The following is a 14,099-nucleotide window of genomic DNA, read 5'->3' on the forward strand; positions in this document are numbered from 1 at the left end:
GGGTTCCGGTGGCGGTCGGCGCCTGGTGTCCGGGGTCGTCGGCACGGCTCACATCGGCACTGCTCACAGGTGCGGCTCCTTGCAGATCTTGCAGTGTTCGCTTCTGGCAGGTCGCGGACCGCGCTGTCCGGCGCCTCCCAGGATAGGCGGGGCTACTCAGCGTCCGGACGTGCCGTCCGATGGGTGAGCACGGTGCCCGCTCCGCGAACCCCCTCTTGATAGGCCACTCAGGGCTGCCATACTTACGAGGCCGTAGGTTACGGTTCCGTAGGGCTTGTGTGGGTACCCGCCACCGACCCGTTCCGAATTCGACTCCCCGACTCCGAACCCCCCTTACCGCTCTGAACAAGGGACATCTATGACCAGCAGCCCCCCTGACGTACTCGACTCCCCGAAGACCGAGACCCGACCGGACTCCGCCGAGGCCGCTTCCCTGGCGACGCTGGGTGGTGACAAGCGTCATTCGGCCGAGCAGATCGCCCTGCTTCTCTTCATCGTCGTCCCCTTCCTCGCACTGGTGGCGGCCGTGCCGCTGATGTGGGGCTGGGGGGTGAGCTGGCTGGACCTGGGCCTGCTCACGGCGATGTACTTCATCGGCTGCCACGGCATCACCATCGGTTTCCACCGCTACTTCACGCACGGCTCGTTCAAGGCGAAGCGGCCGTTGCGCATCGCTCTGGCGATCCTCGGCTCCCTCGCCGTCGAGGGCCCGGTCGTGCGGTGGGTCGCCGACCACCGCAAGCACCACAAGTTCTCCGACGCCGAGGGCGACCCGCACTCGCCGTGGCGCTACGGGGAGACCGTCCCCGCCCTGATGAAAGGCCTGTGGTGGGCGCACGTCGGCTGGATGTTCGACGAGGAGCAGACCCCTCAGCACAAGTACGCGCCCGACCTGATCAAGGACCCGGCGATCCGGGCCGTCTCCCGGCAGTTCGTGCTGTGGACGACGGTGACGCTGCTGCTGCCCGCCGCCATCGGCGGCCTGGTGACGATGTCCTGGCAGGGCGCGCTGACGGCGTTCTTCTGGGGTTCGCTGGTGCGTGTGGCGCTGCTGCACCACGTGACGTGGTCCATCAACTCCATCTGCCACGCGGTGGGCAAGCGCCCCTTCAAGTCCCGCGACAAGTCGGGCAACGTGTGGTGGCTGGCGATCCTGTCCTGCGGTGAGTCCTGGCACAACCTGCACCACGCCGACCCCACCAGCGCGCGGCACGGTGTGGAGCGGGGCCAGATCGACTCCAGCGCCCGCATCATCCGCTGGTTCGAGAAGCTGGGCTGGGCGTACGACGTGCGCTGGCCGAGCACTTCGCGAATCGACTCCCGCCGCAAGGAGCAGTCCGGCCAAGCGGCATGATGGAGGCTGTGCCGATCGACGACAGCACCGCCAAGCCGGCCAGGGCGCCCAAGAAGGAGAAGCGCGCCGCCCGGCGCCGCATGACCGGGAAGGAACGCCGCGAGCAGCTCCTCGACATCGGGCGTGCCCTCTTCGCCGAACGCGGCTTCGAGGGCACGTCCGTGGAGGAGATCGCGGCGAAGGCCGGGGTCTCCAAGCCCGTCGTGTACGAGCACTTCGGCGGCAAGGAGGGCCTCTACGCGGTCGTCATCGACCGTGAGATGCGCCAGCTGCTGGACATGGTGACGAGTGCCCTCACCGGAGGGCACCCCCGTGAGCTGCTGGAGCAGGCGGCGTTCGCGCTGCTCGACTACATCGACCTGTACACGGACGGCTTCCGCATCCTCGTGCGGGATTCCCCGGTCGCCCAGTCGACGGGCAACTTCGCCTCGCTGATCAGCGACATCGCCACGCAGGTCGAGGACATCCTGGGCCGGGAGTTCAAGTCGCGGGGCTTCGACCCGAAGCTCTCGCCGCTGTACGCGCAGGCGCTGGTCGGGATGGTCGCCCTGACGGGGCAGTGGTGGCTGAACGTCCGCAAGCCGAAGAAGGCCGAAGTCGCGGCGCATCTGGTCAATCTCGCCTGGCACGGCCTGGACGGGCTGGAGGCGAAGCCGCGGCTCATAGGCCACCGGCGGAACTGAGCGTCTCCGGCCCGCACGGGCTTGTGCGCCGGCTCGCCGCAGGCACTGGAAGGGGCGCCCCGTCGGAACGGGGCGCCCCTCCGTCATGTCCTCTTCGGAGATCCTCCTCGCGGAGCCTCCGTCAGCGGGTGCCGATCAGGGCCTCCCACGTCTTGGGACCGACGAGGCCGTCGACAGCCAGGCCGTGTGCCCGCTGGAAGTCGGTGGCCGCCTTCTCCGTCGCGGTGCCGAACTGCCCGTCGACCTGGAGGCCCGCGCCGTAGACGTTCAGCTGGGTCTGCGCGGCGCGGACGGCGTCGCCCGTCGCGCCCTTCTTGACGGCCTTGATCAGCTTGGGCCAGGACTTGGGGCCGATCTCGCCGTCCGCGACGAGCCCCGCACCTGACTGGAACGCTTTCGCCTGCGCGACGGTCTTCGGCCCGTACGCGCCGTCCGCGTCGGTCATGTGGCCGTGGGAGCGCAGCAGGTACTGGGCGGCGGTCACGTCGGCGCCGCTGGAGCCCTGGGTGAGCATCGGCCACTGCGCGCTCGGGGGCGTCTCCGGCGGTGCCTCGCCGCTCAGCTTCACGGGGCGGTAGGGCTTGTACTCGCTGCCGGCGTCGAGGCCGTACTTCAGGACGCGGTGGTCCGTGCCGTGCCCGCCGCGCTGCTCGAACGCGGAGTAGGCGGAGTGCGAGGAGTCCGTCCACTTCTCGAAGATCACGACGTGGCGGGTGGTGTTGGAGCCGTCCGCGTCGATGAGCAGGTCGCCGGGCTTGAGGTCGCCCAGGCCGATCGGGGTGGTGATGGAGCGGTCTCCGGCGAGCCCCACGGTGTTCGGGCCGGGCTTGGACAGGCCGAGCGTCATCGAGACGTAGCCGGAGCAGTCCTGGCGGTAGCCGTCGGACCAGGTCTTGGTCTGGCTGTAGGGGACCTGCGAGCCGTTGTTGGCGGTGAGCCACGTCGCCGCCCGGCGCAGCATCTCCTTGGGGCTCAGCTCGGCCGTGGCCTTCTGTTCGGCGGCGGCGGCCTTCGCCGTGCCGGGTTCGCCGGCGAACGAGGCCGGTACGAGGACGGCTCCGACGACGGCGACCGCGCCGGCGACGGCGGTGGCCGCGTAGATTCTGGCTCTGCGGCCCAGTCCGGACATGAGCACGGCGGTACCTCCTGCGGTGGGGGGACGGTTGCCCGCCGCACCCGTGGAGAAGCGGGGATGCGGCGGCGCTCACATCGTTGTCCAGTTCACGTCAACTCCTGATGCGTGAGCTAAATTTTCACGGCTCCACCACAAACGGAATCAGCCCAAGTGCCGTATGGAGGGATGTTCGGCGCATCTCCCGGACGCACCGGCGCCCCGCGACGCATCACGGACGCGGCTCACTCCGGCGGATCGGGCTCCAGGAACTCCAGCCGGTTCCCGACGGGATCCTCGCTGTAGAAGCGCCGGTGCGCGGGGAGCCCGCCGTCCCACGTCACCGGTGCGCCGGCACGGCCGAGCCGCGCCGCGAACGCGTCGATCCCCCGCACCCGGATGCCCGGATGCGCCTTGCGGGCCGGACGGAAGTCCTCCTCGACACCGAGGTGCAGCACCACGGAGCCCGCCGCGAACCAGCAGCCGCCGCGCACGGCCAGCGCCGCCGGTTTCGCGATCTCCGTCATGCCGAGCGTCCCCGCGTAGAAGGCGCGCAGCGCGTCCTCGGAGCCCGCGGGCGCGGCGAGCTGGACGTGGTCGAGGGAGTCGATCACCGGTCCCCCTCCCTCTTCACGGCGACGACGAAGACGCGGCGGAAGGGGAGCACCGTCCCCGCGGAGACACCGCCCGGCAGCGGCGGATACGCCTCGCGGAGCAGCGCCCCGTACTCGCCGACGAACTCCTCCCGTGCCGCCGGGTCGTCCCCGAGGAGGGTGAGGACGGGACGCAGGGCGGTGCCCTTGACCCAGTCGAGGACGGGGTCCTCGCCGTGGAGCAGGTGGGCGTAGGTCGTCTCCCACGCGTCGACCTCGCAGCCCAGGGGCGCCAGAACGGCGAGGTAGCCGGCCGGGTCGAGTACGCCGCCGCCCCGCGGCTCCGCGCCGAGCCGGTCGCGCCAGCGCGGCGAGTTGCGCAGCTCCCACAGCAGGGTGTGGCTCGGGGCGTCGAAGTTGCCCGGCACCTGGAAGGCGAGGACGCCTCCCGGGCGCAGGGCCGCCGTCCAGCGGCGGAGGAACTCCACGAGGCCCGCGTCCCCCTCGCCGATACCTCCGGCAGGGAGAACCCGTCCCTTGCCTCCGGCAGGGAGAACCCGTCCCTTACCTCCGGCAGGGAGAACCCATTGGAGGGCGGCGTTGGAGAAGAGGAGGTCGAAGGTCTCCCCCGGTTCGGGACGCCACGTCGTGAGATCGGCGTGGGTGAAGTCGAGCCGGCCGCCCGAGGAGGTCGTCCCGGAGTAGGAACGCGCCTCGTGGAGCATGGCCGGCGAGTTGTCGTAGCCGGTGACGTGCGCCCCGGGCCAGCGCTCGATCAGCGGCACCGAGGGGCCGCCGGGCCCGCAGCCGAGGTCGGCGACGCGCGGCCTCTCGTCGTCGGGCAGCGGCGGAACCCGGGCCAGCAGGTCGTGGACGGGGCGCAGGCGGTGCCCCGCGTGACGGGAGTACTGGTGGGGATCCCACACGGGTGACGTCATGGCGGTCACGCCTCCTCCGGGCCAAGTACCTCGACATCGAGAGACTTCATCCTTCAACGGTATTATCTCGACGTCAAGAGACTTCACGTCGACACAACTACTACACTGATCACTATGGAGGACGAGGTCGATCGACTGGTGGCAGCCTGGCGCCGCGAGCGCCCGGACCTCGACGTGGAACCCCTGGAGGTGCTCAGCCGTGTCAGCCGCCTCGCGCGTCACCTCGACCGCGCACGCCGCCTCGCGTTCTCCGAACACAACCTGGAGCCATGGGAGTTCGACGTCCTGACCGCGCTCCGCCGCGCAGGCACGCCCTACCAGCTCTCGCCCGGGCAGCTCCTGACGCAGACGCTCGTCACCTCCGGCACCATGACGAACCGCATCGACCGGCTCGCCAAGAAGGGCCTCGTCGAGCGGCTGCCCGACCCCAGCGACCGGCGCGGCGTCCTCGTGCGCCTCACTGCCGAGGGCCGCGACAGGGGCGACAGCGCACTCGCCGGGCTGCTCCACCAGGAACGCGCCATCCTCGCCGAGCTCTCCACCGCGCAGCGCGCCGAACTCGCCTCGCTGCTGCGCCATTTGACGGCGCCGTTCGACAACGTCCCCGGCTGAGACGGGCGTAGCACACGCCCCGCCGGGCACCTGCCGCTCGGCGGGGCGTCGGCCGGGGCGTGAACCCCCGTACGGCGTAACGCTGTTGACCGCTGACGGGCCGGCGGAGTGCCCCGGTGCATCCGGTGGTGCACAGCCCGTAGCATCCCTGGCATGGGCGGACGTCATTCAGATCGTTTCGCGGGGCGCACCGTCCTCGTCACCGGCGGTGGCGCGGGCATCGGTGCCGCCACCGCACACAGGCTCGCGGACGAGGGTGCGGCCGTCGTCATCCTCGACAACGAGGAAGAGGGCGGCCACCGCACCGCCCGGGAGATCACCGCGTCGGGCTCCCGCGCGGCCTTCGTACTGGGCGACGTCACCGACGAACCGGCCTGGCAGCGCGCCGTCCGCACCGCGCACGACGGCTTCGGCCCCCTCGACGGACTGGTGAGCAACGCCGCCCTCATGCGCCCGGGTCCGGCCCACGCGCTCTCGCTGTCCGACTGGGAAGGGCAGTTAGGCGTGAACCTGACCGGCGCGTTCCTCGGCGTGCGGGCGTGCCTGGCGGATCTGCGGGCGCAGCGGGGCTCCATCGTGCTGACGTCCTCCGTACAGGCGCACTTCGGGCTCCCCTCCCGCCCCGCCTACGCGGCCACCAAGGCCGGTCTCACGGGTCTCGGCCGCCAACTCGCCGTGGACTACGGGCCGATGGTCCGCGTCAACTGCGTCCTGCCCGGCCCCGTCCTCACCCGCGCGTGGGACGGGGCCGACGAGGCGGACATGCGGCGGGCGGCCGCGGAGACCGTCGCCGGCCGGCACGGCCACCCGGACGAAGTGGCCGCGGCCATCGCGTTCCTGCTCTCCGACGACGCCTCCTACGTGACCGGCACGAGCCTCGTCGTGGACGGCGGCTGGAGCGTCCGCAAGAACTCCCCCTGACCCGGCCCGCCTGCCGCGCCCCCGCCGCGCCCTGAGGCGGACCCGTTCGCGGCTCCGCCCGCGCCGGGTGTCAGTTCGCGGCGCTCGACTCGAGGTCGGCCGGGCCGACGCCCGCCCGGCGGGCCAGCGCCACGGCGGCCAGCGTCGAGTGGACGCCCAGCTTGCCCAGCACGTTCTGCATGTGCGTACGGACCGTGTGCGGGGAGAGGAAGAGCCGCTCCGCCACCGCTTTGCGGCCGAGCCCGGCGACCATGCAGCGCAGCACCTCGCGCTCCCGGGGCGTGAGCGACGCGACCAGCCGCTCGCTCTCCGTGCGGTGCTTGCGGGAAGCGGTCAGCTCCTTCAGGACGCCTGTCAGCAGCGCGGGCGGGAGGTGCGTCTCGTCCTTCAGGACGCCGCGGATCACATGGAGGAGCCGGGAGAGCGAGCAGTCCTTGGCGACCCAGCCGCAGGCGCCGGCCTGGAGGGCCGAGGCCGCCAGGCGCGGGTCGTCGCGCTCGGCGAGGACGACGGTGCGCACGGCGGGGTGGTCCGTGCGCACGCGGCCGACGAGGGGGATGCCGCCCGGTTTCGTCCCGGACGCCGCCGCGTGGCCCCCGTCCGGCGTGGCGCCCGGCCTCCCTCCCGCGGTGCCGGGGCTGCCGTCCCGCTGCACGACCGCGGACAACTGGCCTACGGCACCGTTGAGTTGGGCGTCCCCCGGAGCAGTGGAGGCACCGCCCGCCGGTGAACTCCGCTCCACGGAGGCGGAGTCCGGCGTGCCCGGAGGGGCCGTCCCCCCGCCCGTACCCGGCGAGCCGAGGTCCGCGTCGACGAGTACGACGTCGAACTGGCGGCCCTCCACGGCAGCCCGCTCCAGACAGCGGAGCGCCGCCGGCGTGCTGCCCGCCGCCGCGACCTCGACGTCGGGCTCGGCGGCGAGCGCCGCGGCCAGTGACTCGGCGAAGATGCGGTGGTCGTCGACCACCAGCACCCGGATACGTTGCATTGGCACCCCCTGGCAGTGCGGGTACGTCACCCGGTGCGGAGGGAAGAGATCCGCGTGAGCTGTGGGCACCTCCCCCACCAAGCCAGTGGGGCGGACACCGCCGCGCCTCTGCTGTCCCACCCGGCAAGCGCTGCCCGGCGTCGCTGCCCGGCGCTCTCGCCCCCTGAAACAAGGCACCGGCCCCCACCGGTGCGTGCGTCACACTCAGGGTAAGGCCGCGCTGTGACTACCGAAACCGATTGGCGAAAGTGCCGGGCCGCTCCTGGGCCCCGTCCGGCGGCCGGGCGGGGTGCCGCACCGGCCGCATGCGGGGTCCCGGTGGAAAGCGGTTGCCGCCCTTGCCGCGTGGGGCTCAGGACAGCGGGATCCGTCCGGCGCCGTCCCCGGGGACCGCCTCGAAGACGCGCGGCTCCCGGTACTCCGCCTTCACGAAGGCCTCACGGACTGCCGCCGCGACCGCTGCCGCGTCCGCCGCCTCGACGAGCACGACGGCCGAACCGCCGAAGCCTCCGCCCGTCATCCGCGCGCCGAGTGCGCCCGCCGACTCGGCCGCCTCGACGGCCAGGTCGAGTTCCGCGCAGGAGACGGCGAAGTCGTCGCGCAACGAGACGTGGCCCGCGCTGAGCACGGGCCCGATGTCCCGCGTCCGTCCGGTCTCCAGCAGGCGTATGACCTCGCTGACGCGGTGGTTCTCCGTCACGACGTGCCGCACGAGGGGACGCAGCCGCGCCTCCCCGAGGCGTTCCAGCGCCTCCGCCAGGCCCTCATGAGGCACCTCGCGCAGTGTCCCGACGCCCAGGGCCGCCGCCCCCGCCTCGCACCCGGCGCGGCGCTCGGCGTAGGCGCCGTCGCCCAGCGAGTGCTTCACGCGGGTGTCGACGACCAGCAGCCGCAGGCCCTGCGCGGCCAGGTCGAAGGGCACCTGCCGCTGCGTGAGGTCGCGGGTGTCCAGGTGCAGCGCGTGCCCGCGGGTGCAGCAGGCGGACGCCATCTGGTCCATGACGCCGCAGGGCACGCCGACGAACTCGTTCTCCGCGCGCTGGCAGAGCTGTGCCAGACGGGGCGCGTCGAGACCCAGGCCGTACAGGTCGTCGAGGGCCACGGCGGTCGCGACCTCCAGCGCCGCGGAGGAGGAGAGTCCCGCCCCGGTGGGCACGGTGCTCTCGAAGTGCAGGTCGGCGCCGCCCACTTGGAGGCCCGCCTCCCGCAGCGCCCACACGACGCCCGCCGGGTAGGCGGCCCAGCCGCCGCGGTCGCCGGTGGCGCCCAGCGGGCCGAGCGAGTCGACGCGCAGCTCCGTGACGCCTCCCCGCACGTCCGAGGAGTGCAGCCGCAGCACGCCGTCGTCGCGCCGTGCCGCCTGGACCGCGCAGGTGTGCGGCAGCGCGAGCGGCATCACGAATCCGTCGTTGTAGTCGGTGTGTTCGCCGATCAGGTTGACCCGGCCGGGAGCCGCCCACGCGCCGTCGGGCTCGGCGCCGTAGACCTCCCGGAAGCGCTCGGTCATGCCGGTCCCCGTCAGGCTCTCCGTCATGCGGCGCCCGTCCGCCGGTCGAGCTGCCGGGCGAAGTCCCAGGCGTCCTGGACGATCCGGGCCAGGTCGGTCCGCGAAGGGTGCCAGCCCAGGCGTTCGGCCGCGCGCCGCGCGGAGGCGACCAGCGTCGCCGGGTCGCCGTCCCGCCGGGGCGCGGCGGCCTCGGGCACGTCGTGCCCGGTTACCTTCCGTACGGTCTCGACGACTTCGCGGACCGAGAAGCCGTTGCCGTTGCCGAGGTTGCAGATCAGATGCTCGCCCCGGCCGACGCGGTGCGGTGCCGCACCCTCCGCTCCGCCCGCGGCCTGCGTCTCCCCGTCCGCGGCCGTCATCGCGTCCATCGCGAGGAGGTGGGCTTCGGCGAGGTCGGCGACGTGGATGTAGTCGCGGACGCAGGTGCCGTCGGGCGTCGGGTAGTCGTCGCCGAAGACGGAGATTGCTTCGCGGCGGCCCTGCGCGACCTGAAGCACCAGCGGGATGAGGTGCGACTCGGGGTCGTGCCGCTCGCCGTGTCCGCCGTACGCCCCGGCGACGTTGAAGTAGCGCAGCGAGACGGCGGACAGCCCGTAGGCCCGGCAGTGGCCGCCGATCATCCGGTCGACGGCGAGCTTGGAGGCGCCGTAGGGGTTGGTGGGCGCCTCGGCGGCGTCCTCGGGGATCGGCGAGACGTCGGGCTCTCCGTACGTGGCGGCCGTGGAGGAGAAGACGAGCCTGCTCACGCCGGCCCGGCGCATGGCGCCGAGCAGCTCGATGGTGCCGCCCACGTTGTTGCGCCAGTACTTCTCCGGGTCCTGCACCGACTCGCCGACCTGCGAGTGCGCGGCGAAGTGCAGCACGCCGTCGAAGCCCGGGCCCCGGCCGCCGTCCGCGGTCAGCCACCTCGCCGCGTCCTGGATACGGCCCTCGACGAACTCGGCGCCCTCGGGGACGGCCTCGCGGAAGCCCGTGGAGAGGTCGTCGAGAACGGTCACCGCGTGTCCCGCCTCCAGCAGGTGCGCGGTGACGACACTGCCGACGTAGCCGGCTCCGCCGGTCACCAGGTACTTGCGCGGAGGCACGGAACCCGGCACGCGGGCCGCCGTGGGGGGCATGTCAGTCACTCGCTACCTCTCGCAGTCGCTCGGCCGCGCTCTCCGGCGGCACATCGTTGATGAACACGTTCATCCCGGATTCGGAACCCGCGAGGAACTTCAGCTTGCCGGAAGTCCGTCGGATGGTGAAAAGCTCGAGGTGCAGCGCGAAGTCCTCGCGGGTCACTGCTGCCCCGGGGCGTCCGGCAGCCGCCGCACCGCCGTCCTGCCCGTGGCGCTGTCCGTACCGGGACGAGGTGAACGGCGCCTGGTGCCAGGCGGCTATGTAGGGCGTCGGCGGCTCGTCCGGGCCGAAGACCCGGTCGAAGCGGCGCAGCACTTCCAGGTAGATGCCGGGGAACTCCTCGCGGGCCTCCTCGCTCAGCGCGAGCAGGTCCGGGACCCGCCGCCGCGGGTAGAGGTGCACCTCGTAGGGCCAGTGCGCGGCGTGCGGCACGAAGGCGACCCAGTACTCGCCCTCGGCCACCACGCGCCTGCCGTCGGCCAGTTCGGCGGCGAGGACGTCGTCGAAGAGGTTGCGCCCGCCAGTGCGCGCGGCGTGCCCGGCGACCGAGTCGAGCATGCGCGCGGTGCGGGGGGTGGTGAACGGATAGGCGTAGATCTGCCCGTGCGGATGCTGCAGGGTGACGCCGATCTCCTCACCGCGGTTCTCGAAGCAGAAGACCTGCTCAACACCGGGCAGCTGGGACAGTTCGGCGGTCCGGTCCGTCCAGGCGTCCAGCACCAGCCGCGCCTGGGCGTCGGTGAGGGAGGCGAAGGACGCCCCGTGGTCGGAGGTGAAGCACACGACTTCGCAGCGGCCGGCGCCCGGCCGGTGGGCGAAGAGGCCGGGCGGGGCGTCCGCGGCTTCCGGGCCCGGGCCGCCCGTGAAGGAGGGGAAGCGGTTCTCGAAGACGGCGACGTCGTAGTCGGCCTCGGGGATCTCGCTGAGCCGCCCGCCGCTCGTCGGGCAGAGCGGGCAGGCGTCGGCCGGGGGGTGGTACGTGCGGCCCTGGCGGTGCGCGGTCACGGCCGTCCACTCCGAGAGCAGCGGGTCGTAGCGGATCTCCGACGCCGTGGCCGTGCGGTCGAGGGGGCGCTCGTCGGGGGCTTCGCGGACGGCGTCGTCGCGCAGGTCGTAGTAGATGATCTCGCGGCCGTCGGCGAGCCGGGTCGATGTCTTCTTCAACGGGTCACTCCTCACCTTCCGACCCGAACATAATCGCACACAAAGAATCAGGCCCCAACACGCGAACCCGTACGAGCTGCTCGTGCACGGCGGAACGGCAGCCCGAGCCGAGAGCCGCTGCACACGCCGAGCCCATCTCACCGGACGCGGACGGCGGGAGGCCGAGGAGCGGCGGAAAGACGCGGCAGAAGACCCGGATGCAGGCAACACGGCATGCGGCTTGCGGCTTGGGCCTGCTGAAGCAGTGCGGACGGTCCGCCGGGTTCAGTCCGGCGAGGCACCGGGGCGCGGGACCCGCTCCAGCAGCCCCGTACGGGCCGCGAGCGCGGCGGCCTCCAGCCGCGAGCCCACCCCGAGCTTCATCAGCACCCGCTGCACATGCGTGCGCGCGGTGCTCGGCGCGATGCGCATGCCCTCGGCGATGAGCCTGGTGTCCTCGCCCTCCGCGACGCGTGTCAGCACCTCCACCTCGCGCGGCGTCAGCATCTGCAGGAGCCGGGCGCCCTCGTCGTCGGGCTCCGCGACGGGATTGAGCAGCTCCGCGAAGGACTCCTGCAGCAGCTGCGGCGCCACGGCGGACTCCCCCGCCCGCGCCTTCATCATGGCGCGTTCCACACCCTCGATCCGCTCGTCGTGCCGTACATAGCCGGACGCCCCCGCGGCGAACGCGGAGGCGATACCTCGCGGGCTGGGCACAGGACCCAGCACCACCACCGCTATCTGCGGCTTCTCCCGCTTGATGCGGACCACCGGATCGAAGACGCCCGCCTCGGCGGGCACCGCGGTCCCCAGCAGGCACACCTCCGGCGCCCGGCTCAGCACCAGGTCCGCGGCGCCGGCGCTGGGCGCCGCGGCGGCCAGCACCCGGTGCCCGCGCAACTTCAGCGCCGAGGCGAGGGCCTCGGCGAGCAGTCTGTGCTCGTCCACGACCATGAGACGGACACCCATGCGCAACAACCCCCACCATCCCGCGGAGGCCGCGCCCTCCCCTCGCCCCGGCGGGCTCGGTGCCCCGGGCCGCCGTGCGGCAGCCGTGAGACCCCACCCGGGCACAGCCCCTCTCCTGTGCTCCCGGAAGCTACACGCTCGTCCGCCGTTCCGCGCCCCTTCGGTCCGAGAAGGGCGCAGAACGGCGGAGGACGGGCGCGCGGGCGCCGGGGCGGGCCGTGGAGCGCCGTCCGCGCGCGGCGGCACCGCGCGCGGACGGGCTCAGACGGTCACGAGGTCACTGCGGGCCGAAGCCGATGCCGAGGTACTCCGCGTAGCTGCGGGAGCTGTTCCGGCTGAGCAGCGTGTGGTGCAGGAAGAGGCGCCCGTTCTGGTACAGGGGCGGTTCACGCATGGAGAGCGACGCGAAGTTGTTCTCCTGGCGCGAGGAGGTACCGGGGTTCTCCAGGTAGATCTCCTGCTTGCCGCCCCCGTCGGGGTCCAGTGCCACGACCTGGCCGCCGCTGCCCGAGTACGTCGGCTTCTTGTACGCGATGACCTTTCCGTCGAGCAGCCGCACGGGGATGATCGTCCGCTGCTCGCCCGCGTCCGACTTCCACTTCGGCTTGCCGCTCTCGAAGTCGAACGCGAACAGCTCGTTCGTGGACGAGGTCTGGCCCTCGTGGGTGCCGGTGGGCATGTAGACGTACTTCTTGTCCGCCACCGCCGTCGCGCACGACTCGACCTCGATGCTGCAACCCGGGTCGTACTTCCGGTCGCCCAGGGAGATCTTCGCCTTCAGCTTCTCGTCCTCGCCCACCGTCATCACGTCGGTGGTCGTGCTGGTGCCCGCGCTGACGGCGAGCACGACGGGGTCGGTGGAGATGATGCGCACCCGCTCGACGCCGTCCGGCACGTCGAACTCCCACTTCGACTTGCCCGTCCTCGGCTCGACCTTCTGCACCTTCAGCGTCGGGTCGGAGTAGCTGCCGCACTTGACGACGGCCATGAGCTCCTTGCCGCCGGCGAAGCCCTCGTCCTGGCAGCTCCCGTCCTCCTTGGAGTGCCACAGCTGCTTGCCGTCGGAGACCTTGTAGGCGACCGACCCGCCGATCCACTGCGCGGCGACGGTGTTCTGGCTGATCGTCAGGCTCACGCCGCTCGACGTGGCGAGGCCGGTGCCCGGCAGCGGCTTCTCCCACACCTTCTTGCCGCTGTCGACGTCGAAGACCGCGGCCTTGCTGCAGTCCGAGCGGTAGGACTCGTTCTCCCTGAAGATCACCGCCGTCCTGCCGGAGTCGGTGACGTGCTTGGAGGCCGCGCAGACCTCGCCGTCGAGGGCGAGCTCCCATGCCTTCTCGCCGCTCTCGGCGTCCATGCCGACGACGCCGTTGACCGTGGTCTTGGCGAACACGTCGTCCGTGGCCCACGCGCCGGGGGTGATGACCGCGCGGTCGTCGTTGATCTTCGGCGACTTGATCTTGAAGAGCTCCTCGCCGGTGGTGTTCCCCGGCTTCTCGCCGCCGTTCTCCGACGTGGGCCCCCGGTTCTTCTTCGACTGCGTGGTGCTGTCGTCGTTGACCAGGAAGAAGCCGACGGTGGCGATGACCACGACGGCCGCGACCGCCGCGGCGACGATGGCGATCACCTTGCCGTTGGCGCCGCCGCCTCCCGGGGAGCCGGGACCGCCCGGGCCGTAGCCGCCGGGAGGCGCCGTCGGGTACATCCCCGGGCCGTAAGGCGGCTGGCCCGGCTGCTGCGAGTAGCCGTAACCGGCCTGCGGAGGCTGCTGGGGGGCGCCGTAGCCCGCACCTGGCGGCGGTGCGCCGAAGCCTCCCGGCTGCTGCGGGTAGCCGTAACCGCCGGGCGGCTGCTGGGGATAGCCGTACCCGCCGCCGGGCGGCTGGGGCGGCGCGCCGAAGCCTCCCGGCTGCTGCGGCGGCGCGGGAGGCGGCTGCTGGCCCGCGGGCTGCTGCCCGGCGGCCGGCTGCTCCGGACCTCCTGGAGCCTGCTCAGGGCCGCCCGGGCCCTTCTGGTCCGAACCGGACTGGGCCGGCGCCTCCTTGGACAGGGAGGGGGTGCCCTCCGGTTCGTCCGGGGAGGCGCCGCCGGGCGGCTGACTGGGAGGCGGAGGCGGAGGCGGCTGCGACATGACGGGTCCCCTCGTTGATGAACAGAC

The 14,099-nt window shown here is 72.4% G+C and carries 13 protein-coding genes; 4 read left to right on the top strand and 9 right to left on the bottom strand.

From position 1 onward, the window contains the following. Positions 1-358: 358 nt before the first annotated feature. Both H181DRAFT_RS16225 and H181DRAFT_RS16230 read left to right on the top strand, forming a co-directional pair. Positions 359-1,354 carry an acyl-CoA desaturase gene (locus H181DRAFT_RS16225; protein ID WP_045865205.1) on the top strand — a complete coding sequence of 332 codons (996 nt, stop codon included), beginning with the start codon at positions 359-361 and terminating at the stop codon, positions 1,352-1,354. After that, the gene (locus H181DRAFT_RS16230) at positions 1,351-2,037 is read left to right on the top strand and encodes a TetR/AcrR family transcriptional regulator (RefSeq protein ID WP_045865206.1); all 687 of its coding nucleotides are present in this window, start codon (positions 1,351-1,353) and stop codon (positions 2,035-2,037) included. The genes H181DRAFT_RS16225 and H181DRAFT_RS16230 overlap by 4 nt, the downstream gene beginning before the upstream one ends. A 121-nt stretch (positions 2,038-2,158) precedes the next feature. On the opposite strand, the gene H181DRAFT_RS16235 is transcribed toward H181DRAFT_RS16230, so the two are convergent. The 3 genes from H181DRAFT_RS16235 to H181DRAFT_RS16245 form a co-directional block, all read right to left on the bottom strand. After that, on the bottom strand, positions 2,159-3,166 hold the full coding sequence (locus H181DRAFT_RS16235) for a peptidoglycan-binding domain-containing protein (protein WP_045865396.1): 1,008 nt from the start codon (positions 3,164-3,166) through the stop codon (positions 2,159-2,161). Positions 3,167-3,393: 227 nt separating this feature from the next. Then, positions 3,394-3,762, bottom strand: a complete 369-nt coding sequence (locus H181DRAFT_RS16240) for a VOC family protein (RefSeq protein ID WP_045865207.1) — start codon at positions 3,760-3,762, stop codon at positions 3,394-3,396. Next, entirely contained in the window at positions 3,759-4,679 is a 921-nt protein-coding gene (locus tag H181DRAFT_RS16245; RefSeq protein ID WP_045865208.1) for a methyltransferase domain-containing protein, read from the bottom strand. Before H181DRAFT_RS16245 ends, H181DRAFT_RS16240 begins: the two co-directional genes overlap by 4 nt. Positions 4,680-4,793: 114 nt before the next feature. Here H181DRAFT_RS16245 and H181DRAFT_RS16250 point away from each other — a divergent pair, with 114 nt between their 5' ends. Together H181DRAFT_RS16250 and H181DRAFT_RS16255 are read left to right on the top strand one after the other, a co-directional pair. Continuing rightward, positions 4,794-5,291 (top strand): MarR family winged helix-turn-helix transcriptional regulator, encoded by a 498-nt coding sequence (locus H181DRAFT_RS16250; protein ID WP_045865209.1) that lies wholly within the window; start codon positions 4,794-4,796, stop codon positions 5,289-5,291. Between the two features lie 153 nt (positions 5,292-5,444). Beyond that, a complete protein-coding gene (locus H181DRAFT_RS16255) occupies positions 5,445-6,212 on the top strand; it encodes an SDR family NAD(P)-dependent oxidoreductase (RefSeq protein WP_045865210.1) in 768 nt (255 codons plus the stop codon). Positions 6,213-6,282: 70 nt separating this feature from the next. On the opposite strand, the gene H181DRAFT_RS16260 is transcribed toward H181DRAFT_RS16255, so the two are convergent. From H181DRAFT_RS16260 to H181DRAFT_RS16285, 6 genes are all read right to left on the bottom strand, one after another. Next, entirely contained in the window at positions 6,283-7,200 is a 918-nt protein-coding gene (locus tag H181DRAFT_RS16260; RefSeq protein ID WP_045865211.1) for a response regulator transcription factor, read from the bottom strand. Between the two features lie 352 nt (positions 7,201-7,552). Continuing rightward, a complete protein-coding gene (galK, locus tag H181DRAFT_RS16265) occupies positions 7,553-8,734 on the bottom strand; it encodes a galactokinase (RefSeq protein ID WP_045865212.1) in 1,182 nt (393 codons plus the stop codon). Beyond that, positions 8,731-9,825: a UDP-glucose 4-epimerase GalE gene (galE, locus tag H181DRAFT_RS16270; RefSeq protein ID WP_045865213.1), complete on the bottom strand. Its 1,095-nt coding sequence runs from the start codon at positions 9,823-9,825 to the stop codon at positions 8,731-8,733. The genes galK and galE overlap by 4 nt, the downstream gene beginning before the upstream one ends. A 1-nt stretch (position 9,826) precedes the next feature. Continuing rightward, positions 9,827-10,993, bottom strand: coding sequence for a galactose-1-phosphate uridylyltransferase (gene galT / locus H181DRAFT_RS16275; protein WP_045865214.1), 1,167 nt, complete (start codon positions 10,991-10,993; stop codon positions 9,827-9,829). Between the two features lie 264 nt (positions 10,994-11,257). Then, the gene (locus tag H181DRAFT_RS16280; protein ID WP_045865215.1) at positions 11,258-11,941 is read right to left on the bottom strand and encodes a response regulator transcription factor; all 684 of its coding nucleotides are present in this window, start codon (positions 11,939-11,941) and stop codon (positions 11,258-11,260) included. A 277-nt stretch (positions 11,942-12,218) separates the two neighbouring features. Then, positions 12,219-14,072 (bottom strand): outer membrane protein assembly factor BamB family protein, encoded by a 1,854-nt coding sequence (locus H181DRAFT_RS16285; protein WP_045865216.1) that lies wholly within the window; start codon positions 14,070-14,072, stop codon positions 12,219-12,221. Between the last annotated feature and the right edge of the window lie 27 nt (positions 14,073-14,099).

The sequence above is a fragment of the Streptomyces sp. WMMB 714 genome (genome assembly GCF_900090125.1).
Classification (GTDB): Bacteria; Actinomycetota; Actinomycetes; order Streptomycetales; family Streptomycetaceae; genus Streptomyces; species Streptomyces daqingensis.

What these genes read in the sequence shown, in the direction of transcription:
- H181DRAFT_RS16225 (WP_045865205.1), top strand. Translation starts at nt 359, where the DNA reads ATGACCAGCAGCCCCCCTGACGTACTCGACTCCCCGAAGACCGAGACC.
- H181DRAFT_RS16230 (WP_045865206.1), top strand. Translation starts at nt 1,351, where the DNA reads ATGATGGAGGCTGTGCCGATCGACGACAGCACCGCCAAGCCGGCCAGG.
- H181DRAFT_RS16235 (WP_045865396.1), bottom strand. Translation starts at nt 3,166, where the DNA reads ATGTCCGGACTGGGCCGCAGAGCCAGAATCTACGCGGCCACCGCCGTC.
- H181DRAFT_RS16245 (WP_045865208.1), bottom strand. Translation starts at nt 4,679, where the DNA reads ATGACGTCACCCGTGTGGGATCCCCACCAGTACTCCCGTCACGCGGGG.
- H181DRAFT_RS16250 (WP_045865209.1), top strand. Translation starts at nt 4,794, where the DNA reads ATGGAGGACGAGGTCGATCGACTGGTGGCAGCCTGGCGCCGCGAGCGC.
- H181DRAFT_RS16255 (WP_045865210.1), top strand. Translation starts at nt 5,445, where the DNA reads ATGGGCGGACGTCATTCAGATCGTTTCGCGGGGCGCACCGTCCTCGTC.
- H181DRAFT_RS16260 (WP_045865211.1), bottom strand. Translation starts at nt 7,200, where the DNA reads ATGCAACGTATCCGGGTGCTGGTGGTCGACGACCACCGCATCTTCGCC.
- galK (WP_045865212.1), bottom strand. Translation starts at nt 8,734, where the DNA reads ATGACGGAGAGCCTGACGGGGACCGGCATGACCGAGCGCTTCCGGGAG.
- galE (WP_045865213.1), bottom strand. Translation starts at nt 9,825, where the DNA reads ATGCCCCCCACGGCGGCCCGCGTGCCGGGTTCCGTGCCTCCGCGCAAG.
- H181DRAFT_RS16280 (WP_045865215.1), bottom strand. Translation starts at nt 11,941, where the DNA reads ATGGGTGTCCGTCTCATGGTCGTGGACGAGCACAGACTGCTCGCCGAG.
- H181DRAFT_RS16285 (WP_045865216.1), bottom strand. Translation starts at nt 14,072, where the DNA reads ATGTCGCAGCCGCCTCCGCCTCCGCCTCCCAGTCAGCCGCCCGGCGGC.